The sequence below is a fragment of the Telluria aromaticivorans genome, from assembly GCF_013003915.1.
Taxonomy (GTDB): Bacteria; Pseudomonadota; Gammaproteobacteria; order Burkholderiales; family Burkholderiaceae_D; genus Telluria; species Telluria aromaticivorans.
This window is the reverse complement of the sequence record NZ_JABAIV010000003.1, coordinates 287085-312420: the sequence shown is the minus strand read 5'-3', so window position 1 is coordinate 312420 and position 25336 is coordinate 287085. Positions and strand designations below refer to the sequence as shown.

Sequence of the window (25336 nt, the reverse complement as noted above, 5' to 3'; positions counted from 1 at the left end):
CCTGAGCAAATCTTTCTTCCCGAGCTCGTCCACACTGTCCGATGCACGGCCCATCTTGGCACCGTGCTTCCACGGACGGAGACGAGATGACCCCGCACACCACTTTCCCGGCCGCGCTGCTCGGCGCTGCCTTGCTGCTTGCGCACCTGCCGCTGGCCGCGGCGCCCACCATGAGTCCCCCGACGACGCTCAGTGCCAAGGCCGAGGCCTCGGTGCTCGGCCAGCTGGCGGGGCGGCGCCAGGCCAAGGGGCTCGATCCGGACCACCATTACAAACTGACCGCCCAGCATCCGGGCGCGAACGGCACCCAGGTGCTGCGCGCCGCGCATACCTACAAAGGATTGCGCGTGTTCGGTTCCGAATCGGTGGTGGTGCTCGACAAGAGTGCGAAGATCCTGTCCGAATCCGCGTCCGAACGCCGCCTGCACCTGGGCAAGGGCAGCTCCAACCGCCTTGGTGCGCTGACTGCCAGCTTCAGCGTGCAGCCGCAGATTTCGACCAAGGCCGCGATCGAGGCGGCGCTCGCGACGCAGGTAGCGGGCACGGTGCACCTGGTGCCGCCGCGCGCAGAATTGCTGATCTACCCGGTGATGCGGATGCAGCGCGTGGTCGGCGCCGGCGCCAAGGAGGAAGCTGAACTGAATGCCCTCGATGTCGAGGATGCGGTCGAGCGCTACGAACTGGCCTACCTGGTAAGCACCCGCATGCGATTGAACGAGCAGCCGGTCTATTTCGACACCGTGATCAGCGCGCGCGACGCCGCCGTGCTCGACCAGTGGAACATGCTGCAGACCGTACTTGGCACCGGCAAGAGCCAGTACAACGGCGAGGTGCCGATCAGCACCACGCTGGCCAAGGGCAGCTATCAGATGCTCGACCCGGAGCGCGGCACGGGCGGCACCTTCGGCGCCATGGCGATCACCAACGCGAACAACGGCAGCAGCGCCGGCAAGGTGTATACGAATGCCACGAACATTTGGGGCGACGGCAAGCAGTTCGTCGAGGGCAGCAGCACCACGGGCGTCAATGGCCAGACCGCGGCGGTGAATGCGATGTGGGGCCTGATGAATACCTATGACGCGCACAAGAACGTGCTGGGGTGGCTGTCGCTCGACGGCCGCGACACCTCGACCTATATCGCGGCGCATGTGAACCGCGGCTACGACAACGCCTATTACAGCGATACCTGCCGCTGCATGTTCATCGGCGACGGCACCTATTTCACCAGCCTGGGGTCGATCGACGTGATCGGCCACGAGATGGGGCACGGGATTACCGCAGCGACATCAAGCCTGGTGTATTCAGGGGAATCTGGCGGGCTCAATGAATCGTCGTCGGACATCACCGGCGAGATCGTCGAAGCCTATGCGCGTGCGGGCGGCAAGGGCGACAGCTTCCCGGAAGACGGCAACGACTGGCAGCTGGGTACGGAAATCAGCCGCAACGCGACGCCGCTGCGCTGGATGTACCGTCCGAGCAAGGACGGCAGCAGCCCTGATGCATGGAGCAGCTCGCTGCGCCGGCTGGACGTGCACTACAGCAGCGGGCCGAACAACCGCATGTTCTATTTCCTGGCGAAGGGCTCGCGCGCCGACAGTGCGGGCGACTATTACAGCAAATACCTGGTGAAGCAGCCTCAGGCCATGACCGGGATCGGTACCGACAAAGCTTTCCGGATCTGGTTCCATGCGAACACGACCAAGTTCACCTCCAGCACCAACTATGCCGATGCGCGCGCCAAGATGATCGAGGCCGCTAGCGAGCTGTACGGCAAGGACAGCAAGGAAGCGGTCGCCGTGCAGCGCGCCTATGCGGCGATCAATGTCGGGGCGGACGTGGAAGAGCCGGCGCCGCCCCCCGGCACCTGAGAAAGCTTGCCGGTCGCTCAATTCGCCATCAAGGGATACGGATTGAGCGGCGTACCTTTCCACCACTGCTTCTCGGGCGTCAATTCGACCACCGAGAAGTGCAGGTGCGGCGCGTTCGGGTCGGAATTGCCGGTCACGCCGACATAGCCGAGCACGTCGCCGCGCTTGAGTTCCATGCCTTCCTTGATGCCGTCGGCGTAGCGGTCCAGGTGCGCGTAGTAATAGGCGTACTTGCCGCTCGGGTCGAACTGGTACAGGGTGGTCCCGCCCGGTTTGCTCTGGAACAGCTTCTCCACCTTGCCGTCGGCCGCCGCCAGTACCGGCGTGCCCTTCGGCGCGATGATGTCGAGCGCTTCATGATGGCGCTGGTTGCCGCGCGGCTGGTCGAAGGTATCGGTCAGGGTGGGGGCCTTGATTCCCTGCACCGGCACCAACAGCTTGGCCTGCGCCACGACCGCGTCGGCCGGGGCCGTGGCGGTGGCCGACGACTGCGCGCTCGATGGACGCAGCGGCAGGTCGGCTTCGGCCAGGTCGGTCTGCACCACCGTGCCGGGTGCCGCGGCATCCACCGGCGGCGCGGGAGCGGCCACCGGCGCCGGCGGGGCAGTCACCACGACCGGCGCGGGATCGTCCGGGATCTCGCGCAACCACAGGAACAGGCCACTGGCGCCCACGAGCGCGCCCAGCAGGAAAGTCATCAGCCACTTCATTCTTGTTCTCCGATCACTTTGTTAAGGAAGACTACGGAACTATTCCTGCAGCACGACTTCCAGGCCCGCTGCCACCGCACCGGCGACTTCAGCGGCGCTCCAGTTGGTCAGGCGGATGCAGCCGTGCGATTCGGTCTTGCCGACGTGGCCAGGCACCGGGGTGCCGTGGATGCCGTAGTGCGGCTTGGACAGGTCGATCCAGACCACGCCGACCGGATTGTTCGGGCCCGGCGCAATCTTGGCCTTCTTGTCGCCCGGTTCGGCATCCCAGAACAGCTTTGGATTGTAGTGGTAGGTCGGGTTGGCGTGCACGCCTTCGATCTTCCAGTTCCCGATCGGAAGGGGGTCGTTGCCGCTGCCGGTCGAGACCGGGTATTGGGCGAGCAGGGAGCCCGCTGCGTCGAACAGCTGCAGCACGCGGGAGCTGCCATCGACCACGACCTTCGATGCTTTCGCCAGTGGCGGCTTGCCGATCACGTTCGGCACCAGGATCTGGGTGCCGGCGCTCTTGAGGTCCTTGCCCCCGTTCAGGCGTTCCAGCATGGCCGGCTTGGCATGGAATTTCTCGCCCAGGCCCTCGAGCACGTTTTCATAGCCGAGCGCCTTCAGCGACGCCTTGTCCATCATTTCTGCCGGGATCGGCTCGAAAGGTCCGGACACGTCGGATTCGGCCAGCGCATAGGTGGCCAGGGTCGGGCTGCTGTCGGTATTCAGCGCGTTCCAGGTGGCCTGGTCGAGCTTGCCGGTCACCGGCAGCTTGTTCCTGGCCTGGAAGCCGCTCAGCGCCTGGCGCATGTTGGAGCCGTAGGCGCCGTCGATCTCGCCCGGCGAGAAGCGTGCGCGGTCGAGCAGCACCTGGGCGCGCAGATTGCGTTCGAATTCGGCCTGCTTGGGGCTGGCGGGAGTCGCGCGGGCGGCCGCTGCCTGCGGTGCGGCCGTTGCGGCGACGGCGGGCGCGGCCTGCGGTGGCGCAGCTGGAGCCGGAGCTGGTGCTGCCTGCTGGGCCTGGGCGGCAGGAAGCGCGGCCAGCAATGCGGCGACGAGGAAGGGGAGGGTATGCGATTTTTTCATTTGATTTCCTGCAATGCTTGCTTTTGGAAACCTCAGAGTAGTGCGGCGGTGGGGGCGGGTCTGTGCGTCACCGTACTCAACAGGGCGAGGCCGGTGGCGCTACAATTGCGGGCATGACCTGATGCCAGTCGATTAGTGAGAACCGTAGGGTGGGCGGCTTGTCACCCGGGCCACTGGCCCCGGTGCCCCACGCGGTGATAGTTGCAATATGAGCTGGCGCACGGGCTGTAGCACCGTAGTTTGAACGCGTGGGCAAGGTAATTCAGGGCAATGCCGTGAATTACGAATTGCCCACGCTACGAGTAACCGGCGGCTCTTAAGTGATTGGCATTAGGGCATGACAAGACTTACCATCACGCTGCAGCCCGGCGGCATCGCCTTCACGGCGGAGGCAGGCGCCAGTCTCCTGGAGGCGGCCGAAGCTGCCGGTGTCGAACTGCCGAATTCCTGCCGCAACGGCACCTGCCGCACCTGCATCTGCCGGGTGCTCAAGGGGCAGGCGCTGCACACGATCGAGTGGCCGGGCCTGTCCCTCGACGAGAAACGCGAAGGCTATATTCTCCCATGCGTCGCGGTGGCTCAGGGACACCTGGAGCTCGATGCGCCGCTGGCGCGGCGCATCGTTTAACACTAGCGCGCCGGCTGGCCGAGTGCGCGTTCGATTACTTCCAGCACCTGTGGCCAGGCCGGCGAACTCGCCGCGACCTCGTCGTAATGACTGGCGCGCGGCAGGATCACGACTTCCGCCGCATCCCCGGCCTTGCGCGCTTTCGCTGCGTAGTCGTGCGCCACGCGCGGCGGCGAAATGGTGTCGAGTTCCCCTGTGACGAGGAAGGTAAGGCTACCGTTGGGCATCAGTTCCGCCGCGTTGGTATCGACAAACACGTCCGGGCGCCCCGGCCCGGGCAGGCCCGCCAGCTCGACGGTGTCGCGGCCGCAGCTGGCCTTGATCAGGGCCGCTTCGCCGCGCAGGTCGGCCAGTCCGCCAAGGCTGACGACCGCGCGCACCGGCAGCGTGTTGGCGCGGTAGAGCGGGCTGCTTGCGGGAATCCTGGCGCGCCCGGCTATCCACTGCACCAGCTGGCCGCCGGCCGAGTGGCCGACCGCGACCAGGCGAGTCATGTCGAGCCGGTTAGGCCCGGCCTGCTTTGCCAGCAGCTCGAGCGCGGCATGCATGTCCTGGTAGGTGCCGGGATAGCCGCCGCCCGGCTCGTCGCTGCGGCGATATTCCACATTCCACACCGCGATGCCGCGCGCCGCCAGCGCGCCGGCCATGTTGCGCAGCTGGGTGATGCCGCCAAACTTGCTGGTCCAGCAGCCGCCGTGCACCAGTACCGCCACCGGGAAGGGTCCCGCTCCCGCGGGTACGAACAACTCGGCATATTGCGAAGGCGCCTCGCCATACGGGTAGCGCGTGGTGGGGGCGGGGCCGGTCAGGGCCAGGTAGTCGGCAAGTATCATCGGGGTGGCGGCGTTGGCGCCGGCCATGCCGCCGGCGAGGAGGGCGGCCAGCAGGAATCGGTGCAGTTTCATGGTCGGCGAGGAGTGGAAAAGAGTCATCACTATAGCCGAGGAAACAGTGTACTGGAGGAAATCCGCCGCGCACGATTGAAGTCCCGGCATTGTCATTCATGCTAGGCTGTGTCCAACGCAGAACCGGCCGAACCCGGCCTTCCGAACCATGTATACCAAGGAGGAAATGACGATGACCCAATCCAAATCCGGCGGTACCCAGGACAACAAGCAGTCGGACCACATGTCCGAAGAAGACCTGGCCAAGCAGCGCGCAGGCAAGGCCGACAAGAGCAGCCATGATCACATGTCGCGCGAAAAAGCGGGCAAGAACGAGGGTGCGGGCGGCGGCGCCAAGCAGCAAGAGCGCCACTAAGCTTTAGCAAGGCTCTGTTGGCGGACGGCGCACGCCGTCCGCCATTCACGCGGGTTCCAGCAGCAGCTTGCCCGCCTTTCCGAGAGGCTGACCATGAGCATGCTTGACGACACCAAGCTGCACGGCTCAACCCCCGTGCATGCCCACAGTACCCCCGATCCCGACTCGCCCAACGGCAACCCGACGCCCGATCCACGGCCGCCGGTGCCTGACGACGTTCCCGACCCGGTCAACGCGCCGGTGCAGGAGCCGCGCTTCCCCGAGCCGCCGATCAAGGCCAGCTAGGATCTACGCGCGGCCTCTTTCGCCGCTTCAGGCCGGCCGGCTCCGGGCATGCAGCCTGTAGCCGGCCGGGCTGGCCTTGTACAGGTAGCCGAACAGCGCCGAAAACACCAGGAAAATCCCCACGTTAATCCAGCCCGAGTCTGGTGCGCCGGCATGCGTCAGCTGCCGGACCAGGGTGACCACGAAGGACAACGCCAGCGAAGCCAGGTTCCCCAGCAAGACGTAGTGGATTTCGACGATGTCGGGCGCGTTGCTGGCGGCCCAGTTCATGACGGCCCACCCGAGCAGCATGGCGCCTGACAGCATGGCGAAATACATGCCCGAGGCCTCGACGGCTTGCGAGCCATACATGGACATCAGTGTGTTCGGAGCAAAGACCAGGATGATGCCGTAGAGTGCCGAGACGACCGCGGCACTCTTCAGGATACTGCGGTGGTTCATGTTTTCCTCCCTCCCTGTCAATGGAATGCCGGTGCGCCGAAGCGCAGGCATATCGCAGCCTTCCATGGCCGCCCATTCAGCTTAGGACGAAACGCGCGCAGTGCAAGCGGACGCCTGCCGGAGCGCGGCCGCGCCGCATGCGGGCACGCGGCGCGGGGGAAAGGCTCAGGCGCCTGGCTGGCGCGCTTCCTTCGAAGGCGTTTCCGATTGGCCGCCGGAAGCGGGCAGCGGTGGGATCTCGCGGATCATTTCCTCGGTTTCCTTCTCGCCCGGGGACTTTTCGCCGCTGCCGATGTCGGCTTCGTCATACAGGGGGCGGCCAGTTGCCGCGGGATCGACTTTAGGGGTCGGTTCATTCATGCTGTGCTCCGGTGGGGTTGTCGATGTCGTATGATCGTAACAGTCCCACCCCGTCGCGGGCGCGCGCCTTGCCTGATCAACCCATGTCATGTTCCTGACACGATGCGCTACCTATAATGGAGCCTGTCCTGTGACGCCGGAGGAGACGATGGGCCATACCTTGTACGATACGATTCACCTGGGCCGCCACCCGCTGTATTACTCGCGCCGCGCCCGCGTCGCACTGACTGTTGCGCTGGCGATCGGGCTGGCCGCAAGCGCCGCCCTGGGCTGGCTGGCACTGCGCGCATAGCACTGAGGCTTGCCCTCGGTCGGCGCGGCAGGTACCATGGCGCGCCAAGATCGATGAAAGCAGGAATGAAGAACGAACAACTGACGACGGACGAATACGACGCACTCGAATTGGTGCGCCGTGGCGTGAACCGCGATTCCCCAGGTGCATGCGTGGGACGCAATGCCAAGCGCCTGTCGGGACTGAAAATGCTGGAGTACACCCGCGACGGGCGCATTGCCCTGACGGAAAAGGGACAGACCGTCCTGTTCCTGCGCCGCTGCGTGCAGGCGCTGACCGCGCTGGCGGCAGATCCTGCGGCCACCATCGACAACGACGTGGCCCGCTTCCTGAGCGCCAAGTCGCATATCGCACCGGTAGAAGGCGGCGGCCATGCGCTGACCGAGCGCGGCCGCGAATCGCTGGCCGATATCAACCAGCAGCAAGAACAACAGCGCCGCTAGGCGCTGTCATCGCAGCCGGACCGCGCGCGGAGCCTGGACAGGCTCTTAGTTGGCGCGGCGCCGGTTCGGATACACGAGCACCCGCACCGCCACTTCGGCCGGCACGTTCATCGTCGCCAGGAATTCGGCCGCGCGCTGCAGCCCAAGGGTAGGAACGGACGCCACGGCCTGGTTGATCAGGTCGCGCGTGCGGTCGTCGGTGCGCTGCCGGCGTACCGCTGGGTCTGCCGCGACGGCCAGGTCACCCGTTTCATTCATCATCATATATATCCGTAGTCTAAGATTGCCAAAGAGACACAGGTATTCTAAGACGAACGATCGTGAATTAGCTATAAATAAATAGTTATTTGCGTAATTACACTAGATATTTATCAAGTTTTGGCCGATCTGGATCAAGCCAATGCCGGTTTCGGCTTCATGCCGGTCGATCAAGAGAGGAATTTGTAGCGTGGGCGGCTTGTAACCTAGGCCACCGGCCTAATGCCTTCAGTTAGTGAGAACCGTAGGGTGGGCAGGTTTCCTGCCCACGCGGTGATAGTTGCGATGTGAACAGCCGCACGGGCTGCAGCACCGTGGTTTGAACGCGTGGGCAAGGTAATTCAGGGCAATGCCCTGAATTACGAATTGCCCACCCTACGAGAAACCGGCGGCTCTTAAGTGATCGGCATTACGCCACTGGCCCAGGTTAGCCCACGCGGTAATCGTTACAGTTTGATCCGGCGCATGGGCTGCAGCACCGTAATCTGAACGCGCGGCCGGGAGACCCGCCCATCCTACGAATAAGCAGCGACCCTTGGGTGATCGGCATCGGCTTCCGGCTCGGTTTGCTGTGGAGCCGGCAGGCAACGGCCTTCGCGCAGCATCGCTTCGAACTCGCCGGCCGGCAGCGGTTTGCTGAAGAAATAGCCCTGGATTTCGTCGCAACCATGGCTGCGCAGGTAGTCGAGCTGTTCGAGGGTCTCGACGCCTTCCGCGATCACCGCCAGCTTCAGGTTGTGGGCCAGCCCGATGATCGAGGTGACGATCGCCGCATCGTTGGCGTCAATGGTGATATCGGCGACAAAAGAGCGGTCGATCTTCAGCACGTCGATCGGGAAGCGCGACAGGTAGGACAGGCTCGAGAAACCGGTGCCGAAATCGTCGATCGACAGGTTCACGCCCAGCGACTTCATCCGGTGCAGCAATTCCACGGCCGGCGTCACGTCGCTCATGAACAGGCTCTCGGTCAGTTCGATCTCGAGGCAGTCCGGGTCGAGCATCGTGTCGAGCAGCACCGACTCGAGGCCGGCGATCAGGTCGGGCGCGCCGAACTGGCGGGCCGACAAATTCACCGCGACCCGCAGCTTGCCCAGGCCGGCATCCTGCCAGGCCTTGTTCTGGGCGCAGGCGGTGCGCATCACCCAGGCGCCGATCTGGACAATCAGGCCGGTCTCTTCGGCGATGCCGATGAAGCGGATCGGCGGCACCATGCCCATTTCCGGGTGCTGCCAGCGGATCAGGGCCTCCATGCCGACGATCTTGCCGGTTTTCAGGTCCACCTGCGGCTGGTAGTGCAGTACGAATTCGTTGCGTTCCAGGGCGTTACGCAGCGCGCTTTCGATGCGCACCCGTTCCATCGACTCCTCGTTCATGACCGGGGTATAGAACTGGAAGTTGTTGCGGCCCAGTTTCTTGGCGCAGTACATCGCGATGTCGGCGTGTTCGATCAGGCTGTCGGCCGGCGTGCCTTCGCTCGGGTAGACCGCCACGCCGATCGAGCAGGTGACGAAGAATTCCTTGGGGCCGAGCATGACCGGCTGGGCCACCGAATCCATCACGCGCTGCACGATGTCGGCGCTCAGCGGCGCGTCGTGCTGCTCGGACAGGATCACGACGAATTCGTCGCCCGACAGGCGCGCCACGGTATCGGTGTCGCGCAGCGAGCCGCTCAAGCGCGCGGCCACCGTCATCAGGAGCACGTCGCCGGCCTTGTGGCCCATCGAATCGTTGACGAACTTGAAGCGGTCGAGGTCGATCAGCATGACCCAGATCGCGCGTCCGCTGCGGTTGGCATGGGCAATCGCCTGGCCCAGGCGGTCCTGCAGCAGCGAGCGGTTCGGCAGGCCGGTCAGCACGTCGTGCTGGGCCACGTGGTGCACGCGCTGCTCGGTGAGCTTGCGCGCGGTGATGTCGCTGCCGGTGCCGCGGTAGCCCAGCAGGGCGCCGCCGTCGTCGAACACCGGCTGGCCGTGGACGCAGAACCAGCGGGTGTCGCCGTGCTGGTCGACCACCTGGTATTCGAGGTTGGCGAAGGGCTCGTGGGCCCGCACCTGGGCGAGGTGGGCGCGCCCCAGTTCGGACTCAAGCAGGGCCGGCACGTACTCCCAGCGCGTCTTGCCGAGCAGGCTCTCTACCGACACGCCGGCTTTTTCGGTGAAGCCGCCGGTGACCATCGTGAAGCGCAGCTCGCGGTCCTGTTCCCAGTACCAGTCGGAGGACATCGACACCAGCTGGCGGAAGCGCTGCTCGCTCTGCTGCAGGGCGCGCTCGGCGCGTTCGCGTGCGGCCATGTCTTCGACCAGGCGGCGGTTGGTGCGGCGCAGGTCGGCAGTGCGCTGGCGTACCAGTTGCTGTACCTTGCGCGCACGCCGGCCCGAGGCCTGCACGAAGGCCGTGCTCATCAAGGTCATCAGGATGCCGCCCACCAGCAAAGCGGACGAAGCCATGTGGTCGGGCAGGAAGGGACGTGGCGCGGCCGCTACTTCGATCCGCCATGGCTTGCCGGCGATGCGCAGCACGTCGACGCTGTGGCCGGTGTGCACGGAGGCGACAAACCCGGTCAGCCAGCTCTCCGGCTGCTTGCGGGTGTCGCCGGTGGAAAACAGCAGGGCCTCGGCCCCGGTGCGTTCGCCCGCATACACCGAGACGAAGATGTCGCGCGAATCGAGCAGGCCGGCGCTGGCCAGCGAGGCCCGTACCAGTTCGGGGCCGCGGATGACCACCGAGGTGTCGCCGGCCAGCACGCCCTCGCGGTCGAGCACCGGTATGATCAGCTGGAAGGCCGGTTGGTGGAGTGGATCCTGCGCCAGCTGGAACAGGTCGGTGGCGGCGGCGCGCCCTTCGCCGCGGGCGATCTCGAGCGCGCTCATCACCTGCAGGTTCTCGGTGATGTTCAGGCCGAAGGCGCGCTCGTTGCCGGCCATCGGTTCGATAAAGTCGACGATGTGGTAGCGGACGCGGATCGGTGCGGGCTTGAGCCCTGCGGGCGTCAGTTCGGTAAACACAGTGCCCGGCCGGATGCGCTGCAATTCGGCTTCGACGGCGGCGCGCGCCTCGCCCGGCACCGAACGGTGGAAATTGAACGCCTGGATATAGCGATGGCGCTCGAGCAGCGCCGCCGTGAAGTCGCGGAAGCCTTCGCGGCTGACCGGCTCGCCGCGTGCAAACAGCTGGTTGGTGACGGTCAGCACTTCCACCGCCTGGTTGACGCCCTGGCGCACAGCCGCGACACGCTCGTCCGAGCGCTGGGCAAAGGCCAGCGCCATGTTGTCGTATTCGAGGTGGCTCACGCCCAGGAACAGGGCCCCAGACACGGCAAGGCCGCCCCCAAGTGTAAGGGCCGCCGCAAGGGTAAGCGACAAAGGCAGGCGACGCGGCATGGAATAATCCGGGTGATAACGAGGGGAGGCTTGCCAACAGGCATCAATACATGAAGTGTGTCACAAGCGCGTGGTTTTCCGCAAACGAAATGTCGCTTGCATGGCACGCATGTGCGCGCACCAGCGGGTCAAGCGGCGGGTCAGGCAGCTGGAATCAGGCGCGCCGGCCCAGCCAGGCCACCACCAGCCGCGCCAGCAGGCGGTTGAGCGCGCCCGCGCCGAGGCCGCGGTTGCCGAGGGTATCGCGCAGGACGCGCAGGGCGTGCCCGGGCTCGGCGCCTGCAGGCGGCGGGCGCTGCGCGAACAGGATCTGGTTGTTGCCGGCGATGCCAGACAGCCAACACACCTCGCCGCCAAATGCCGCCTGCAGCCGTTGCAGCGCAGTCACATAGCCGGGATCATACGTAAAGATATTCGCCACCATCACGCCGCCCGGACGCAGGGCGCGCCGGCAGTCGGCATAGAAGCCGGCGCTCGACAGGGCAGGAGGCAGGCCGGCTTCGTCGAAACCGTCGACCAGCAGCACGTCGGCGACGCCGCCCTGCTGCGTCAGCCAGGCGGCGGCATCGCAGTGTAGCACGCGCAGGCGGGCATCGTCGGGCGGCACGTGGAATTGTTCGCGCAGGGCGATCACGTCGGCGCGCACCTCCAGCACCGTGATGCGCGCCCACGGAAAATGGCGGTGGCAGAACTTGGCGAACGAGCCGCCGCCCAGCCCGACCATGACGATGTGGCGCGGGCGCGGCACCAGCAGCGCGAAGCACATCATGGCGCGCGCATAGGCCAGCACCAGCGCGCTGGGCCGGGACAGCAGCATCTCGCTCTGGATGTCGCCGGGCGTGAACTCGAGCGTGCGGCGGTCGCCCCTGGTCGAGACGATCGGGGCAGCCAGGGAAACGGAGGGTTTGTCGCGTGGTTCGGCCATCTTGCCAGTGTAAGGGATGAGGGCAGGGACGGAGGTGAATGGCGAATGGGCAGGGAGACCGTCCGGGTAGCTTGTTGTACGGCATCGCTTTCTGATAAGCTGACCATTCGAACAACTGGAAGATCCCCATGTTCCTGGACCATCCCTCGATTACCGCCACCAACGCCCTGACTGAGCCCGACCGGATCGAGCGCCTGCAGCGCGTGTACGGCTACGCGATGGCCATGGCCGACCGCGCCGGGAATGCCGGTTTTGTCGACAAGCTGACCCAGCTCCACGACCACAAGGGCACCCTGATCGTGTTCTGGCATTCGGCGCCCAGCCCGGAGGAGCAGGACTATTTTGCCATTGCCTGGGCCAGCAAGATCGGCGACGGCACCCAGCGTGTCGAGCACGAGTTCTGAGCCGGCTGTGATCCGACCGCCACGATGACGAACCTCGACGCGACCACGATGGTCCTGGTGCTGGCCCTGGGTAACCTGGCCCTGTGCGCCGTACTGACCTTCTACGACCATGGCCCGGTGCGCCCGCCGGCGCTGGCTGCATGGGCACTGTCGAAACAGGTGCAGGCCGGCGCCTGGACCCTGCTGGCGCTGGGCGGTTTCGGGGTGGTGCCGGAGCCGCTCGCGCTGCCGGGCGGCTATGCGCTGCTGTTTGCCGGCGTCGCCGTGGAAGCCGGCGCCGCCTGGGAAACCAACGGCCGAGAAGGCTGGCGCCGCCCGATGCTGCTGGCGGCCCTGCTTTCGATCCTCACTTTCTTCGTCTGCTACCTGATCGACGAACAGGGCCTGCGCAGCGTGGCCTCGTCGCTGCTGCTCGGCGCTTTTTACCTGATCGGCGCGATCGCCCTGGCCTCGGGTTGGGGCAAGGCCAGCCTGCTGCAGCGCTTCCTGGCGCTGCTGACCGCGGTGCTGGCCCTGGTAGTGGCGCTGCGCGGGCTGTCGGTGCTGGTGCTGCCGGGTGGTTGGCGCTGGCTGTCCAGCGAACTGCTGCGCCAGCTGTCCAGCGCCGCGCTCTACGTCCTGATGCTGTCCAACGGCTTCGGCATGCTGCTGCTGGGCCGCGAGCGCGCCGGGCGCGAACTGGCGCGCCTCGAACTGGTCGACCCGCTTACCAACGTGCCGAACCGGCGCGGCTTCTTCAATGCCCTGGCCCCGTGGATGGCGCTGGCGCGCCGGCCCGGCCTGCCGACCGCGCTGGTGGTGCTCGACCTCGACGGTTTCAAGCGCGTCAACGACAGCTATGGCCACCCGGCGGGCGACGCCGTGCTGCGCAACGTGGTGGAGCTGTGCCGGCGCCAGTTGCGCGATTCCGACCTGGTCGGCCGCCTGGTGGGGGTTGAATTCGCGATCTTGCTGCCGCGCACCAACCTCGACGAAGCGCTCCTGGTGGCCGAGCGCATCCGCGCGGCGATTGCCAGCACCCCGGTCAAGAGCGAACGCGCGCTGATCGCCATGACGGCCAGTTTCGGCGTCACCATCCTGCGCCCCGAAGACAGTACCGTCACCCTGTTCCAGCGCGCCGACGACGCCCTGCAGGCGGCCAAGGGCGCCGGACGCAACCGCGTCAGCCAGGCGGTTGCCAGCCCGGTCGAGGCCTGAAGCCCCAGCTGGCGCTCGCGCCTCGCGGCGCGCCGTCGGCGGGTCACATCGCTGTCATATCGCGGACGTATCCTGCGGCATCCCCGCAGCAGGAGCGCCCATGACATCCCAAGCCCAGCATTTCCCACGCTACGCCGCCGTCGAACTCGGCTCCGACAGCTTCCGCCTGCACGTCGGCCGGGTCGAGCGGGGCGAGCTGCTGCTGGAGGCAAGCCTGTGCGAGCCGGTACGCCTGGCCGCCTCTTTCGAGGAAGACGGCAGCCTGTGCGAGGCGGCCATGCGCCGCGCGCTGGCCAGCCTGCGCGAATTCGCCCAGCTGCTCGACGCCTGGCGCCCGCAGGCCGTGCGCGTGGTGGCCACCTCGGCCCTGCGCATGGCGCGCAATGCGCAGGTCTTCCTGCCCGCCGCCGAAACGGCCCTGCGCCGCCCGATCGAACTGATTGCCGGCGACGAGGCCGGGCGCCTGGTCTACATGGGCGTGACCAGCACGCTGGGCGGCGACGATGGGCGCCGCCGCCTGGTGCTCGACATCGGCAGCGGCTCGACCGAACTGGTGCTGGGCCGCGGCCCGTCGATCGAACGCATCGAATCCTTCGCGGTCGGCGCAGTGCGCCAGAGCCTGAGCTTTTTCGCCGACGGCCGCATCGATGCTGCCTGCTTCGACGCCGCGGTGCGTTCCGGGCGCAGCCGCTTCGCCGAGTCCACCGTGGCCGGGCGCCACCCGCCGCTCGCCTACGGCGCCTGCGGCACGGTGCGCGCGCTGGCCGAGATCGCACTGGAAGACGGGATCGCGGATGGGCGCCTGACGATGGAAGGCCTGTGCGAGCTGCGGCGGCGCTTCATCGAGGCCGGCCACGTGGCACGGGTGCGGCTGGCCTGGCCGGCGGCCGCGCGCGCGCCGCACCTGGCAGGCGGACTGGCCCTGCTGCTCGCACTGATGGAGGAATACGGCATCACCGAGGTCTTGCCGGTGCATGCGGGCCTGCGCGTGGGCGCGCTGTGGGACCTGCATTGGCGCAGCGTGGCCTTGCCGCCGGCGCTGCCCGCGTTCGCGCGCATGGGCTGAGCCTGCGCGGCGTTTTGGCAGTCCCCGGCCAAATCGACTATATTGTTTAGCTTGTTGAATGATGGAGTCAGTAATGCCCAGGAAGTCGGCCGCCGTGACAGTGGCAGCAAAGCGAACCGTGCGCGCGAAAGCGGCGCCGGCAAAGACAGTGAAAGCCCCGGCGCGGGCCGCCAGGGCCGCAGTAGCGAAGACCGCAAAACCGGCTGCAAAGACTGCCGCCAAAACCGGCGTCAAGACCGCCGTGCGAGTCGCGGCGAAGGCGCTGGCCAGGCCCTCGCCAACGAGGGCTGCGCGCAAGGCGCCGGCATCGTCTGCCCAGCCCGCTACCGTGGCACGCCCGGTCCTGGTGCGCGACAGCTTCACCATGCCGGAACATGAATACGCGGTATTGGCGGACGTGAAGAGCGCCTGCCTGCGCGCCGGCATCGACGTCAAGAAGAGTGAACTGTTGCGCGTGGGCGTGGCCCTGCTGGGACAGGTCGACATCGCCACGCTCAGGGCGGTGCTGGCGGCGCTGCCCCAGCTCAAGACAGGGCGCCCGCCGGCAGGAACCTAAGGCATTGGAAGATCGCGGGATCAGTGGATGGAAGCGCTGGTCAGCTCCTTCAGTTCGCGGATCGGGATATTCGATTTCTCGTGCATGCGCAGCAGGATCGTGGCGCCGACATTGAGCTTGCGGTGGCGGATCTTGCTGATGATCGGCGGCTGCACCTCGAGCACGCGGCACAGCTCCGCGTCGTTCTTGAGCTGCATCCGTTCGATCAGCGTATCGAGCAGCTTGTTGGGCACGAAGCTCGACGGCTCCATGGCACGGGCTCGTTGCATTGCGGCGAGCATTTCCTGTTTTTTCTGTCGTACGCTCATGTTGCTTCTCCGAATTTTTGAAAACATGGATTCGGGACAGATCGACTGTTCTGGAAAAAGCCCCCCTGTTATGTTGACTTGGTCGGTGGCGGGTCGTTGTGATATTACTACGATTGTGTCACGCACGATTCACGAGTAGAACGTAAAAATGCTGAATCTGCGTCTTTCTTCGAGGAATTTACGCTAATTTCAATCCGGAACGAGTCAGTAACAGCACCTTGTCGGCCATGGCGGCCGCGGCGTGGGAGTGGGTGACCATGATGGCGCCGGCGCCGCTGGCGCGGGTTTCCTGGCGCAGCAGGCCGAGGATGGTGGCGGCGGTCTCGGGATCGAGGTTGCCGGTCGGTTCATCGGCCAGCAGCAGGGCGGGGCGGTGCACCAGGGCTCGTGCGATCGCGACGCGCTGCAATTCCCCGCCCGAGAGCTGGCGCGGGAAATCGTCGCCGCGTCCGGCCAGGCCGACCGCCGCCAGCAGGGCGTCGGCGCGATCCACCGGTTGGCGGTTCAGCAGCAGCGGCAGCGCCACGTTCTGGCGCAAGCTCAGGTGCGGCAGCACGTGGAAGGCCTGGAAGATGAAGCCCATGCGGCTGCGGCGCAGGCGCGTGGCGGCCGCGTCGTCCAGCGCCGACATCGGGGTGCCGTCGACGATCACCTGGCCGCTGTCCGGCGCATCCAGCCCTGCGACCAGGTTCAGCAGGGTCGACTTGCCGACGCCCGACTCGCCCATGATGGCCACGAACTCGCCGCCCTGGAAGGTATGCGACAGGTTCGACAGCACTGCGCGGCCGCCATAGGATTTGTTCAGGTTGTCGAGGACGAGCATGGGCTTTCCGGCGTGACGAAAGGTTCAGCGAAGGGTTAGCGGGTCAGGGCGCGCCGCAGCGCGTAGCTGGCCGCGTCGACCAGCGCCACCAGCAGCAGCATGGCGATCACCACCGTGGCGGCGCTCTGCATCTGGAACAGCGACAGGTGGTATTTGAGCATCTGGCCCAGGCCGCCGGCCCCGACCACGCCCAGCACGGCCGCCGCGCGGATATTGTTTTCCCAGCGATACAGCGCATACGACAGCATCTGCGGCAGCGCCTGCGGCAGGGTCGCGTACAGGAAGGCTGCCAGCGGCGCCGCGCCATTGGTGCGCAGGGTTTGTTCCGGCAGCGGCTCGACGTTCTCGAGGGCGTCGGCGAACAGGCGCCCCAGCACGCCGGTGGTGTGCGCGGCCAGCGCCAGCGTGCCGGCAAACGGCCCCAGGCCGGCCGCGACCAGCAGCAGCGAGGCCCACACCAGTTCCGGGATCGAGCGCAGCACATTGAGCAGGGCGCGCACGGCGCCGCGCAGGGCGCCACCCATGCGGCCAGACGCCGGAAGCGCCAGCGCCAGGCCGCCGGCCACGGCCAGCAGGGTGCCCATCAGGGACATGGCGAGCGTCTCCCACAGCGCCCCAAAGGTTTTATCAAGAAAAGCGGGCGCGGTGTCGGGCGGCGAGAAGCCGTCCAGGAATTCGGCGGCCGAGTCCAGGGCTTCGGGCGCGAAGAAGGCCGACCATTGCAGCGGCAGCGAGGCGAAGCTGGCCACGACCAGCGCCACCAGTGCGGCCAGCAGCAGGATCTTGCCCGGCGAGCGTGGCGGCGGCGGTGGCAAGGATGGTGAGTGCGGCGTCATCCAAGCCTCCGGCGCAGCAGCTTCGAGACCAGGTCGGCCAGCGCCACCAGCAGCACGAACATGATCAGCATGGTGGACACTTCGCCGCCGGCCATCATCTTGGTCGATTCATCCATGCGCTGGCCCAGGCCGCCGGCGCCGACGAAACCCATCACCGCCGAGCCGCGGATCGCGCACTCCCAGCGGTAGACGGTATAGGACACCAGTTCGGCCGAGGATTCGGGCAGCGCGCCATACAGCAGCGCCGGCAGGCGCCCCGCGCCATTCGTGAGCAGGGCGTCAGTGGCGTGCGCGTCACCGGACTCGAGGATTTCGGCATACACCTTGGCCAGCATGCCGCAATAGGTGAGGGCGATGGCCAGCACGCCGGCGGTCGGCCCCAGGCCGACGATGCGCACGAACAGCAGCGCCCACACCAGTTCCGGCACGCTGCGCAGCAGCACCAGCACCCAGCGCAGCAGCTGGCGGACGATCATTGCGGCAGGGCGCATGCGGCCGGTACCAAGGGTCGAAACCGACAGGCGCTGCGTAATGACCAGGGTGGCGGGAATCGCGCCCAACAGGGCCAGGCTCAGGCCGGCGGTTGCAATGGCCACGGTCTGCCAGGTTTCGCGCAACACCATCGCCAGGAACTCGCTCCCGTGCGCCGGGCGCAGGAAATCGGACAAGAACATGCCGGCGGCCGCCAGGCTTTGCGGGTCGAACAGGATCCAGGGCTTGAATTCGCTCGCCACCAGCATCGGCCACAGCAAGGCCAGGCAGACGATGGCGGCCATGACGCGGCCGCGCCAGGCCGGGTCCGGGTGTGCGGACGCGCTTGCCGTCTCGCTGCGTGGCAGCGTCATCAGAAGCAGGCGCCGACCGCGATCCGGTCCGGCGTATCGTGCGGATGCGGCGCCGGAGGCTGCACGTGTTCGTTCTCGTAGAGTGCCGCGATCATGGCATCGGTCACGGCTTCGCGCGGCCGGTCGAACACGATGCGGCCGTCGCGCAGCCCGACCAGGCGCGGGAAGTGGGCGCGGGCCATCTCGACCTGGTGCAGGCTGCACACCAGGGTGGCCTTGCGCTCGCTGGCTTCCTGCTGCAGCGTGGCCAGGGTGTGCTGCGACAGGGCCGGGTCGAGCGCGGAGATCGGTTCGTCAACCAGGAAGGCTTCTGCGTTCGATAGCATCAGGCGCGCCAGGCCGCAGCGCTGGCGTTCGCCGCCGGAGAGGCGGTCGACGCGGGAATACAGCTTGTCGCCCAGGCCGAAGCGCGCCAGGGCAGCGTGGGCGGCGTCGGGGTCGACCGGCTTCACCAGCGAGGCGAAGGCCCGCCAGAAGCTCATGTGGGGCAGGCGCGCGGCCAGCACCGTGGTCACCACGCGCTGGCGCGGCGGCAGCGGCGGCGCTTGGGGCGCCAGGAACAGGCGCGCACGCAGGCGGTGGCGGGCAGCTTGCGACAGCGCCCACGGGTCTTGCCCGAAGACGGAAAAGCGTCCTTCGGCTGGCTTGTGGGCGCAGGCGAGGGTGGCGAGCAGGGTGGTCTTGCCGGCCCCCGAGGGGCCGATCAGGGCCAGCTGCTCGCCGGGTTCGATGACCAGGTCGAGCGCATGCAGGGCAGGGGGCGCATCAAGCCCCGCCACCAGGTGGCGTACCGTGAGTTGCTCGAGCCGGTAGGTCATCGTCAGGGCTGCCTGAACGCGATTACTTCAGCAGGCCGGCGTTGCGCGCCGCGGCTTCGATTTCCGCATAGTTCGATACCTTGGTCGGGATGAACCTGGTGGCGCGCTGCAGTTCCAGGATTTCCTTGCCTTCAGGAGTCGATGCATCCAGCGCCAGGAAGGCGTCGGTAATTTTCTTCTTCAGCGCGGCATTCATGTCGCTGCGCACGGTCCAGTTGTAGTCGAAATAGCCGGGGGTGGTGTAGAACACGCGCACGACTTTCGGATCGACCTTCTTGGCGTCGACCAGCTTGTCCCAGACCGAGATGTTCAGCGCGCCCGCATCGACCTTGCCGCCGGCGACCGCGGCGACGGTGGCGTCATGCGCGCCCGAGAAGGCGATGCGCTTGAGGTCGGTGTCCGGGTTGACGCGGGCAGCCAGCAGGAAGGAGCGCGGCATCAGGTGGCCCGAGGTCGACGATTCCGAACCGAAGGACAGGGTCTTGCCCTTCAGGTCTTCCAGCTTGGTGATGGCCGGGTTGGTGGTGATGAAGACCGAGCGGAATTTTTCATCTTCGACGCGCTGCACCAGCGGCGTGACCTGGCCCTTGCTGCGTTCGTGGGCCTGGACGAAGGTGAAGCCGCCGAACCAGACCATGTCGATCTTGCGGTTGACCAGGCCCTCGACCGAGGCCGCGTAGTCGGTCACCGGGGTGAACTCGACCTTCAGGCCGGTTGCCTTGGCCAGGTAGTCGCCCAGCGGCTTGAACTTGCGCTGCAGTTCGGTCGGCGCTTCGTCGGGAATCGCCGACACACGCAGCACGCCCGGGGTGTTCTGGGCGATGGCAGCCCCGGCGGCGAACATCAGGCCGGCCGTAGCGGTGGCGGCGAACAGGGTTTTCAGGACACGCGAAGGCGAGAACGAAGTCATGTCGGGCTTTCTTTAGTGAGCTTATTGAGTATTGGAAACGGATGAACCGGAGGCGTCACGCTGCACGTCACGTTTGCGCGCCACGCGAAAGCGGCAAAAAGCCGTAATCCGCTATGATAGCCAAATCGGCAACTTTGAAGCGGTAACCCCTTTGCCATGACGCATGGTGCGGAGTGGCGGCACGAATGATAACGCTTATGCACACCTCCTGCACGCAAGATCCGCCACGCGCCGCCAATGCCCACGTCGCCGACGAACTGCATGCCGGGCTTGACGCTCCCGATGCGTGGATCTCGCCCAAATTCCTGTACGACGCACTCGGCTCCAGGCTGTTCGAAGCCATCTGCGAACTGCCCGAGTACTACCCGACCCGCACCGAGGCCGCGATCTTCGCGCGCCACGGCGCCGAGATCGCGCGCGTGGCCGGCTCCGGCACCACCCTGGTTGACCTCGGCGCCGGCAACTGCGCCAAGGCAGCCTCGCTGTTCCCGCTGCTGGCCCCCAGCCAGTATGTCGCGATCGACATCTCCGCCGAATTCCTGGGCGACGCCCTGCTGCGCCTGCGCCAGCGCTTCCCGCAGATCGCCATGGAGGGGCTGGGCATGGATTTCTCGACGCGCTTCGAACTGCCGCCGCAGGTCCGCGCGGAACGCCGGCTGTTCTTCTATCCCGGCTCTTCGCTCGGCAATTTCACGCCCGAGGAAGCGCAGGGCTTCCTGCGCCGCCTGCGCGGGCAGTGCGGCGACGATGGCGCGGTGCTGATCGGCATCGACCTGGTGAAAGACAAGGCCACGCTCGATGCCGCCTATGACGACGCGCTCGGCGTCACCGCCGCCTTCAACCTGAATGCATTGCGCCACGTGAACCACCTGATCGGCGCCGACTTCGACGTCAAGGCCTGGCGCCACCACGGCTTCTATAACGAAGCACGTGGCCGGGTCGAAATGCACCTGGAAGCCACCCGCAACCAGCAGGTGCACTGGACTGGCGGCGGCCGTCATTTCGCGGCCGGCGACCGCATCCACACCGAGAACAGCTACAAATACCATCAGGCCGACGCGATCGCGCTGCTGGAGCGTTCCGGGTTCGAGGCCACGCATGTGTGGACCGATCCGCAGCGCTGGTTCGCGGTGATCCATGCACAGGCGCACGCACGAACGCAGGCAAAGGTGGTCCACTGATGGGCATCGGGCAGCGCGAAGACATCCAGCACGCTTACGCAAGGGTGCGCGGGCGCTCGCTCGAGATCGCGGGGCCGCTCTCGGACGAAGACTGCTGCGCGCAGTCGATGCCCGACGCCAGCCCCATCAAATGGCACCTGGCGCACACGACCTGGTTCTTCGAGACCTTCATCCTCGAGCCGCACGAGGCGGGGTTTGCACCTTTCCACCCGGCCTTCCGGGTGCTGTTCAATTCCTATTACAACGGGGTCGGCGCCAAGCACCCGCGCCCGCAGCGCGGCCTGCTCACGCGGCCTTCGCTGGATGAAGTGCGCGCCTACCGCGCCGACGTCGACCGCCGCATCGCGCAACTGGTAGCGGGCAATCCAGCACCGGAAATCGCGGCATTGGTCGAACTCGGCCTGCAGCACGAACAGCAGCACCAGGAGCTGATGCTCACCGACGTCAAGCACCTGCTGGCCCAGAATCCCCTGTTCCCGGCCTATTCGTCGCAACACCTGCCACAAGACCTGGAAGCAGGCGCGCCGCAAGGGGCTTCGTCGTGGATCGAATTCGACGGCGGCCTGGCGGAAATCGGTTACGGCGGCAATGGCTTCTGCTTCGACAACGAACTGCCGCGCCACAGTACCTATATCGCGCCCTTCGAGCTGGCCTCGCGCCTGGTCACGAACGGCGAGTACCGCGAATTCATCGAGGCCGGCGGCTACCGCGACCCGGCGCTGTGGCTGGCCGAAGGCTGGGACCGCGTGTGCACGGGCGAGCTGCTGCATCCGCTGTACTGGATCGACGCTGGCAATGGAGCCTGGGACGAGTTCACCCTGCACGGCGTGCAGCCGCTCGATGCCGAACGCCCGGTCACCCACCTGTCTCTGTACGAGGCCGATGCCTATGCACGCTGGCGGGGCGCCCGCCTGCCGACCGAAGCCGAATGGGAATTCGCCGCACGCCAGGCTACCCTTGCCGGCGGCGCGCTGCATCCGGCTGCCGCCAACGGCGACGGCATCCAGCAGATGTTCGGCGCCTGCTGGCAGTGGACCAGCAGCAGCTATGCGCCTTACCCGGGCTATGCCCCGGCGCCCGGCGCGATCGGCGAATACAACGGAAAATTCATGGTCAACCAATACGTGCTGCGCGGGTCGTCCTGCGCCACCCCCGATGGCCATGCACGCGCCAGTTACCGCAACTTTTTCCCGGCAGGTGCCCGCTGGCAGTTTACCGGGGTCAGGTTGGCCCGATGAGCTTGGTCCGATGAACCGCCGCAGTTGGCGCGAGCGCCTGCTGGACCAGCGTGCGAACGCGCATATCCTCGCCCACCCCCTCGCATTCACCCTGCAGGTACTCCGTGGTTTCCGTGCCAACCAGGGCCTGCTGCTGGCCGGCGCCGTGGCCTATTACGCGTTGCTGTCGATCGTGCCCTTCCTGATGCTGGTGGTGGTGGCGCTGTCGCACTTCATCCACCAGGCCGAGCTGCTCGAGACCCTGCACCGCTACCTGAAACTCTTGATGCCCGGCCAGTCCGATTCGATCGTTGCCGAGGTGGCGAACTTCCTCGAGAACCGCGACCTCATCACCTGGCTGCTGGGCGGGACCATGCTGTTCTTCAGCTCTTTTGCCTTCACCGTGCTGGAGAACGCGATGAGCGTGATCTTCAAGCACCGGGTCGAGATCACGCGCCGCCACTTCCTGGTCTCGGCCGTGCTTCCTTACTGCTATATCCTGGCGCTGGGCCTTGGCGTCATGATCGTCACCTTGGTGGCAGGCACCCTGGAAGTGATGGGCGAGGAAAGCGTCTGGCTGTTCGGCTATGAGTGGTCGCTGAACGGCATCTCCGGCGTGCTGCTCTACCTGCTCGGGCTGGTTGGCGAGATCCTGGTGCTGACCTCGATCTACCTGGTGATGCCGGTGGGCCGGCTGTCGGTCTGGCACGCGCTGATCGGCGGCGTCACCGCGACCTTGCTGTGGGAAGTCGCGCGCCACGTGCTGGTATGGTATTTCTCGACCCTGTCGCAGGTGAACGTCGTATACGGCTCGATGACGACGGCCATCGTGGTCATGTTCAGCCTCGAGATCGCGGCCACCCTGCTGCTGCTCGGGGCCCAGGTGATCGCCGAATACGAGCGTGTCGGCCATGGACAGGTCAACCAGCCGCCCGAACCCCTGATCACCCATCCGGCCGCCTGAACTTCCCGTTTGCAACTGGTTGCGCTTCATCAATTTCTCCCGTTTGTTGCGATGGCACAGTAGGCACTTGCGCTAGGTTAATTGAGCGCGAGATCAACCTCATCGGGAGATGTCATGAGCCAAACTGTCGCCTTCGTCCTGCCCCTGCCGGTGGCCCTCGCGCTGGTCTTGCTTTTGCTGGTGCTGGTGGCCCTGAGCGTAGTCGCGCTCTCGCTCCGCCAACCGCTGCCGGTGCGCCATCCGGAAGGAACAGGCGAGGGCGGCGATGAAGAATTTTTCCGGCTCGGGCGCCTGCAGATCGACGGCATCGGCGAGCTGTCGGCCCCGCAGCGCCGCGTGCGCTGACCCGCTGAGCCAAGGACCATTCCCTCATGTCGATCAAACTGGGCGGGCTCATCGCCGGCATCAAGCGCGCTGTCGTCGATGCGCACCGCAGCGTCGCCGAGCAGCACATGGAAGAGCTGGCGCAGTATTTCGTGCCGGCGGCCGGACAGGCGCCCGGCGTGCAGTTCCCGGACGGCGCATGGGAAGCGCGCAGCGTCGTCATGCAGGTGCCGCGCGAAGTCAGCCGCAACGGCAAGGTCGGCGTCGAGCCGCACAATGTCCAGGTGCCCCTGATTACCCTGCTGCCGCTGCGCAGCCACGTGATCGACCGCGTCGAGCTGCTCACCACGCTCGACTTCTCGCTGGCGCCGCTGCTGCCCCCCGACGTGGCGCGCGGCGAGGCCGATCTGCCGCCCGAGATCATCGTCAACCTGGGCCACAAGGGCCCGCACAGCGCCGAGGTCAAGATCATCGTGCATGCGGCCGACCTGCCGCCCGGCTACGCCCGCCTGGTGGGCGCCTACGAAAAAGTCCTTAACGCGCAGCTGCCGACCTGAGGCGGCGCGCATCACCACGGGATGAACGCATCCCGCAATCACACCTAGGAGAGTGACAATGGCAGACAGCATCGATGGCGGCCTGGTAAGCATGACCCAGCAGTTCTCCGGCTTACCGATGGACACGCTGATCGGCGGACCGCTGCAGGCGGCAGCCAGCGCCCAGCAGGGCCTGGCAATGACCCAGACCCAGTACATCCTGAACACCGGTTTCAACCAGACCAAGGACTCCGCGGGGCAAATCACTTATACCCCGATCACGGCCAGCATTGCGATGGGCCAGAGCCAGCCCGTGATCGGCACGGATGGCAGCGTTTCCACGGCCAACTCGCACCTGAGCGTGGACTTCCCGATCATCACCATGGTGCCAATCCCCTCGCTGTCGGTCACTTCGGTCGACATCAGCTTCGACATGGAAGTGAAGTCGAGCTACAGCCACGAGACCGACGCCGAGACCTCGTCCAAGACCCAGGAGCAGGGTTCGTTCGACGCCAAGGCGGGCTGGGGCTGCTTCTCGGTCGAGGTCAAGGGCTCGGTGTCGCACGACTCCTCGCAGTCGAACTCGGACAAGCAGACCTACCAGAAGAGCAATGACGCCAAATACCACGTCGAGGTGAAGGCCGAGCAGCAGCCCATCCCCGAGGGCATCAAGATGCTGCTGAAAATGTTCGGCGATAACATGACGATGAAGCCGATCACCGTTAATTCGCCGCAGCCGATCCCGGCGCCGCACGCCTGAAGCCACGACATCTGGTTCATCATGGGGAGGGGAGACAACATGGCCGCTTTGACAGGCTTCGACACCGCACAGCAGATGACCCGCCACGCGCAGGCCCTTCGGCGCCAGGGGATCGACTTCGTGATGCGCTACTACAGCCACAACGCCGCCAAGAACCTTGGCGCGATTGAAGCGCGCGCACTTGGCGCGGCCGGGCTGCAGCTTGGCGCCGTGTGGGAAAGCGCCGGCACCCACGCCGGCTTCTTCAGCCGCGCCCAGGGCCAGCTCGATGGCGCCAGTGCCTTGCAGGAGGCGCGCACGGTCGGGCAGCCGGCCGGGTCGGCGATTTATTTTGCGGTGGATTACGACCCGTCGCAGGCCGATATCGATGGTCCGGTGGCCGACTACTTCGCCGGCGTCGCCGCCGCGCTGGGGGGCGGCTACCGCATCGGCGTATATGGCTCGGGGCTGTGCTGCGCCAGCCTGCTCGAGCGCAAGGCCGCATCCTGCAGCTGGCTGTCGCAGTCGACCGGTTTCGCGGGCTCGAAGGCCTTTGCCAGTGCGCGGCGCTATGACCTGATCCAGGCGCTGCCGTCGACCATCAGCGTCGACGGCGGCACCCTGGAGGTCGATCCGGACACCACCAACCCGGCAGGCGACGCGGGGCTGTTCCAGCCTGGCTAGGGCGGGC

General features: G+C 66.3%; 31 protein-coding genes. 17 read left to right on the top strand and 14 right to left on the bottom strand.

Going from position 1 to position 25336, the window contains the following annotated elements:
• Positions 1 to 86 precede the first annotated feature (86 nt).
• On the top strand, positions 87 to 1868 hold the full coding sequence (locus HGB41_RS10695; RefSeq protein ID WP_171084045.1) for a M4 family metallopeptidase: 1782 nt from the start codon (positions 87 to 89) through the stop codon (positions 1866 to 1868).
• Between the two features lie 17 nt (positions 1869 to 1885).
• Here the strand turns inward: HGB41_RS10695 and HGB41_RS10690 are convergent, their stop codons facing one another.
• Positions 1886 to 2578, bottom strand: a complete 693-nt coding sequence (locus HGB41_RS10690) for a M23 family metallopeptidase (protein WP_171084042.1) — start codon at positions 2576 to 2578, stop codon at positions 1886 to 1888.
• Between the two features lie 39 nt (positions 2579 to 2617).
• Entirely contained in the window at positions 2618 to 3649 is a 1032-nt protein-coding gene (locus HGB41_RS10685) for a L,D-transpeptidase family protein (protein WP_171084040.1), read from the bottom strand.
• Between the two features lie 337 nt (positions 3650 to 3986).
• On the opposite strand from HGB41_RS10685, the gene HGB41_RS10680 reads away from it, so the two are divergent.
• Complete coding sequence (locus tag HGB41_RS10680) at positions 3987 to 4277, top strand: 2Fe-2S iron-sulfur cluster-binding protein (RefSeq protein WP_171084038.1); 291 nt, start codon at positions 3987 to 3989, stop codon at positions 4275 to 4277.
• 2 nt (positions 4278 to 4279) lie between these two features.
• Here HGB41_RS10680 and HGB41_RS10675 read toward each other — a convergent pair whose 3' ends face one another.
• A complete protein-coding gene (locus HGB41_RS10675) occupies positions 4280 to 5209 on the bottom strand; it encodes an alpha/beta hydrolase (protein ID WP_229422967.1) in 930 nt (309 codons plus the stop codon).
• 145 nt (positions 5210 to 5354) lie between these two features.
• Here HGB41_RS10675 and HGB41_RS10670 point away from each other — a divergent pair, with 145 nt between their 5' ends.
• Together HGB41_RS10670 and HGB41_RS10665 are read left to right on the top strand one after the other, a co-directional pair.
• Complete coding sequence (locus tag HGB41_RS10670) at positions 5355 to 5537, top strand: hypothetical protein (protein ID WP_171084036.1); 183 nt, start codon at positions 5355 to 5357, stop codon at positions 5535 to 5537.
• Between the two features lie 93 nt (positions 5538 to 5630).
• Positions 5631 to 5822, top strand: a complete 192-nt coding sequence (locus HGB41_RS10665; protein ID WP_229422966.1) for a hypothetical protein — start codon at positions 5631 to 5633, stop codon at positions 5820 to 5822.
• 27 nt (positions 5823 to 5849) lie between these two features.
• Here the strand turns inward: HGB41_RS10665 and HGB41_RS10660 are convergent, their stop codons facing one another.
• Positions 5850 to 6263, bottom strand: coding sequence for a hypothetical protein (locus tag HGB41_RS10660; protein WP_171084034.1), 414 nt, complete (start codon positions 6261 to 6263; stop codon positions 5850 to 5852).
• Positions 6264 to 6428: 165 nt separating this feature from the next.
• Complete coding sequence (locus HGB41_RS10655; RefSeq protein ID WP_171084032.1) at positions 6429 to 6623, bottom strand: hypothetical protein; 195 nt, start codon at positions 6621 to 6623, stop codon at positions 6429 to 6431.
• Positions 6624 to 6771: 148 nt separating this feature from the next.
• Between HGB41_RS10655 and HGB41_RS10650 the strand changes: the two genes are divergently transcribed.
• Positions 6772 to 6915, top strand: coding sequence for a hypothetical protein (locus HGB41_RS10650; RefSeq protein ID WP_171084030.1), 144 nt, complete (start codon positions 6772 to 6774; stop codon positions 6913 to 6915).
• Positions 6916 to 6980: 65 nt separating this feature from the next.
• Positions 6981 to 7358, top strand: a complete 378-nt coding sequence (locus HGB41_RS10645; RefSeq protein ID WP_171084028.1) for a hypothetical protein — start codon at positions 6981 to 6983, stop codon at positions 7356 to 7358.
• A 45-nt stretch (positions 7359 to 7403) separates the two neighbouring features.
• On the opposite strand, the gene HGB41_RS10640 is transcribed toward HGB41_RS10645, so the two are convergent.
• The 3 genes from HGB41_RS10640 to HGB41_RS10630 form a co-directional block, all read right to left on the bottom strand.
• Positions 7404 to 7622, bottom strand: a complete 219-nt coding sequence (locus HGB41_RS10640) for a hypothetical protein (protein WP_171084026.1) — start codon at positions 7620 to 7622, stop codon at positions 7404 to 7406.
• Positions 7623 to 8131: 509 nt separating this feature from the next.
• On the bottom strand, positions 8132 to 10996 hold the full coding sequence (locus HGB41_RS10635; RefSeq protein WP_171084024.1) for a bifunctional diguanylate cyclase/phosphodiesterase: 2865 nt from the start codon (positions 10994 to 10996) through the stop codon (positions 8132 to 8134).
• A gap of 154 nt (positions 10997 to 11150) precedes the next feature.
• On the bottom strand, positions 11151 to 11921 hold the full coding sequence (locus tag HGB41_RS10630; RefSeq protein ID WP_171084022.1) for a spermine/spermidine synthase domain-containing protein: 771 nt from the start codon (positions 11919 to 11921) through the stop codon (positions 11151 to 11153).
• 128 nt (positions 11922 to 12049) lie between these two features.
• On the opposite strand from HGB41_RS10630, the gene HGB41_RS10625 reads away from it, so the two are divergent.
• The 4 genes from HGB41_RS10625 to HGB41_RS10610 all read left to right on the top strand — a co-directional run bounded on the left by HGB41_RS10625 (position 12050) and on the right by HGB41_RS10610 (position 15144).
• Positions 12050 to 12325 (top strand): hypothetical protein, encoded by a 276-nt coding sequence (locus tag HGB41_RS10625; protein ID WP_171084020.1) that lies wholly within the window; start codon positions 12050 to 12052, stop codon positions 12323 to 12325.
• Positions 12326 to 12349: 24 nt separating this feature from the next.
• Entirely contained in the window at positions 12350 to 13522 is a 1173-nt protein-coding gene (locus tag HGB41_RS10620; RefSeq protein WP_171084018.1) for a GGDEF domain-containing protein, read from the top strand.
• Between the two features lie 100 nt (positions 13523 to 13622).
• Positions 13623 to 14588, top strand: coding sequence for a Ppx/GppA phosphatase family protein (locus HGB41_RS10615; protein WP_229422965.1), 966 nt, complete (start codon positions 13623 to 13625; stop codon positions 14586 to 14588).
• Between the two features lie 73 nt (positions 14589 to 14661).
• The gene (locus HGB41_RS10610; protein ID WP_171084016.1) at positions 14662 to 15144 is read left to right on the top strand and encodes a hypothetical protein; all 483 of its coding nucleotides are present in this window, start codon (positions 14662 to 14664) and stop codon (positions 15142 to 15144) included.
• Between the two features lie 20 nt (positions 15145 to 15164).
• On the opposite strand, the gene HGB41_RS10605 is transcribed toward HGB41_RS10610, so the two are convergent.
• The 6 genes from HGB41_RS10605 to HGB41_RS10580 all read right to left on the bottom strand — a co-directional run bounded on the left by HGB41_RS10605 (position 15165) and on the right by HGB41_RS10580 (position 19684).
• Positions 15165 to 15452: a hypothetical protein gene (locus HGB41_RS10605; protein WP_171084014.1), complete on the bottom strand. Its 288-nt coding sequence runs from the start codon at positions 15450 to 15452 to the stop codon at positions 15165 to 15167.
• Positions 15453 to 15630: 178 nt separating this feature from the next.
• The gene (locus tag HGB41_RS10600; protein WP_171084013.1) at positions 15631 to 16275 is read right to left on the bottom strand and encodes an ABC transporter ATP-binding protein; all 645 of its coding nucleotides are present in this window, start codon (positions 16273 to 16275) and stop codon (positions 15631 to 15633) included.
• Between the two features lie 35 nt (positions 16276 to 16310).
• Positions 16311 to 17111: a phosphonate ABC transporter, permease protein PhnE gene (gene phnE, locus HGB41_RS10595; RefSeq protein ID WP_171084011.1), complete on the bottom strand. Its 801-nt coding sequence runs from the start codon at positions 17109 to 17111 to the stop codon at positions 16311 to 16313.
• Positions 17108 to 17956 carry a PhnE/PtxC family ABC transporter permease gene (locus HGB41_RS10590; protein ID WP_171084009.1) on the bottom strand — a complete coding sequence of 283 codons (849 nt, stop codon included), beginning with the start codon at positions 17954 to 17956 and terminating at the stop codon, positions 17108 to 17110. Before HGB41_RS10590 ends, phnE begins: the two co-directional genes overlap by 4 nt.
• Positions 17956 to 18774 carry a phosphonate ABC transporter ATP-binding protein gene (locus HGB41_RS10585; RefSeq protein WP_171084006.1) on the bottom strand — a complete coding sequence of 273 codons (819 nt, stop codon included), beginning with the start codon at positions 18772 to 18774 and terminating at the stop codon, positions 17956 to 17958. Before HGB41_RS10585 ends, HGB41_RS10590 begins: the two co-directional genes overlap by 1 nt.
• Before the next feature lie 22 nt (positions 18775 to 18796).
• Positions 18797 to 19684, bottom strand: a complete 888-nt coding sequence (locus HGB41_RS10580) for a putative selenate ABC transporter substrate-binding protein (RefSeq protein WP_171084004.1) — start codon at positions 19682 to 19684, stop codon at positions 18797 to 18799.
• A 197-nt stretch (positions 19685 to 19881) separates the two neighbouring features.
• Here HGB41_RS10580 and egtD point away from each other — a divergent pair, with 197 nt between their 5' ends.
• From egtD to HGB41_RS10545, 7 genes are all read left to right on the top strand, one after another.
• Positions 19882 to 20865, top strand: coding sequence for an L-histidine N(alpha)-methyltransferase (gene egtD, locus HGB41_RS10575; protein WP_229422964.1), 984 nt, complete (start codon positions 19882 to 19884; stop codon positions 20863 to 20865).
• On the top strand, positions 20865 to 22103 hold the full coding sequence (gene egtB, locus HGB41_RS10570; protein ID WP_171084000.1) for an ergothioneine biosynthesis protein EgtB: 1239 nt from the start codon (positions 20865 to 20867) through the stop codon (positions 22101 to 22103). Before egtD ends, egtB begins: the two co-directional genes overlap by 1 nt.
• Positions 22104 to 22113: 10 nt before the next feature.
• Positions 22114 to 23046 carry a YihY/virulence factor BrkB family protein gene (locus tag HGB41_RS10565; RefSeq protein WP_171083998.1) on the top strand — a complete coding sequence of 311 codons (933 nt, stop codon included), beginning with the start codon at positions 22114 to 22116 and terminating at the stop codon, positions 23044 to 23046.
• A gap of 114 nt (positions 23047 to 23160) precedes the next feature.
• Entirely contained in the window at positions 23161 to 23391 is a 231-nt protein-coding gene (locus tag HGB41_RS10560) for a hypothetical protein (protein WP_171083996.1), read from the top strand.
• Between the two features lie 26 nt (positions 23392 to 23417).
• On the top strand, positions 23418 to 23927 hold the full coding sequence (locus tag HGB41_RS10555; protein WP_171083993.1) for a DUF2589 domain-containing protein: 510 nt from the start codon (positions 23418 to 23420) through the stop codon (positions 23925 to 23927).
• Positions 23928 to 23985: 58 nt separating this feature from the next.
• Positions 23986 to 24666 carry a DUF2589 domain-containing protein gene (locus HGB41_RS10550; protein WP_171083991.1) on the top strand — a complete coding sequence of 227 codons (681 nt, stop codon included), beginning with the start codon at positions 23986 to 23988 and terminating at the stop codon, positions 24664 to 24666.
• A gap of 39 nt (positions 24667 to 24705) precedes the next feature.
• The gene (locus tag HGB41_RS10545; RefSeq protein WP_171083989.1) at positions 24706 to 25329 is read left to right on the top strand and encodes a DUF1906 domain-containing protein; all 624 of its coding nucleotides are present in this window, start codon (positions 24706 to 24708) and stop codon (positions 25327 to 25329) included.
• The last annotated feature ends 7 nt before the right edge of the window (positions 25330 to 25336 follow it).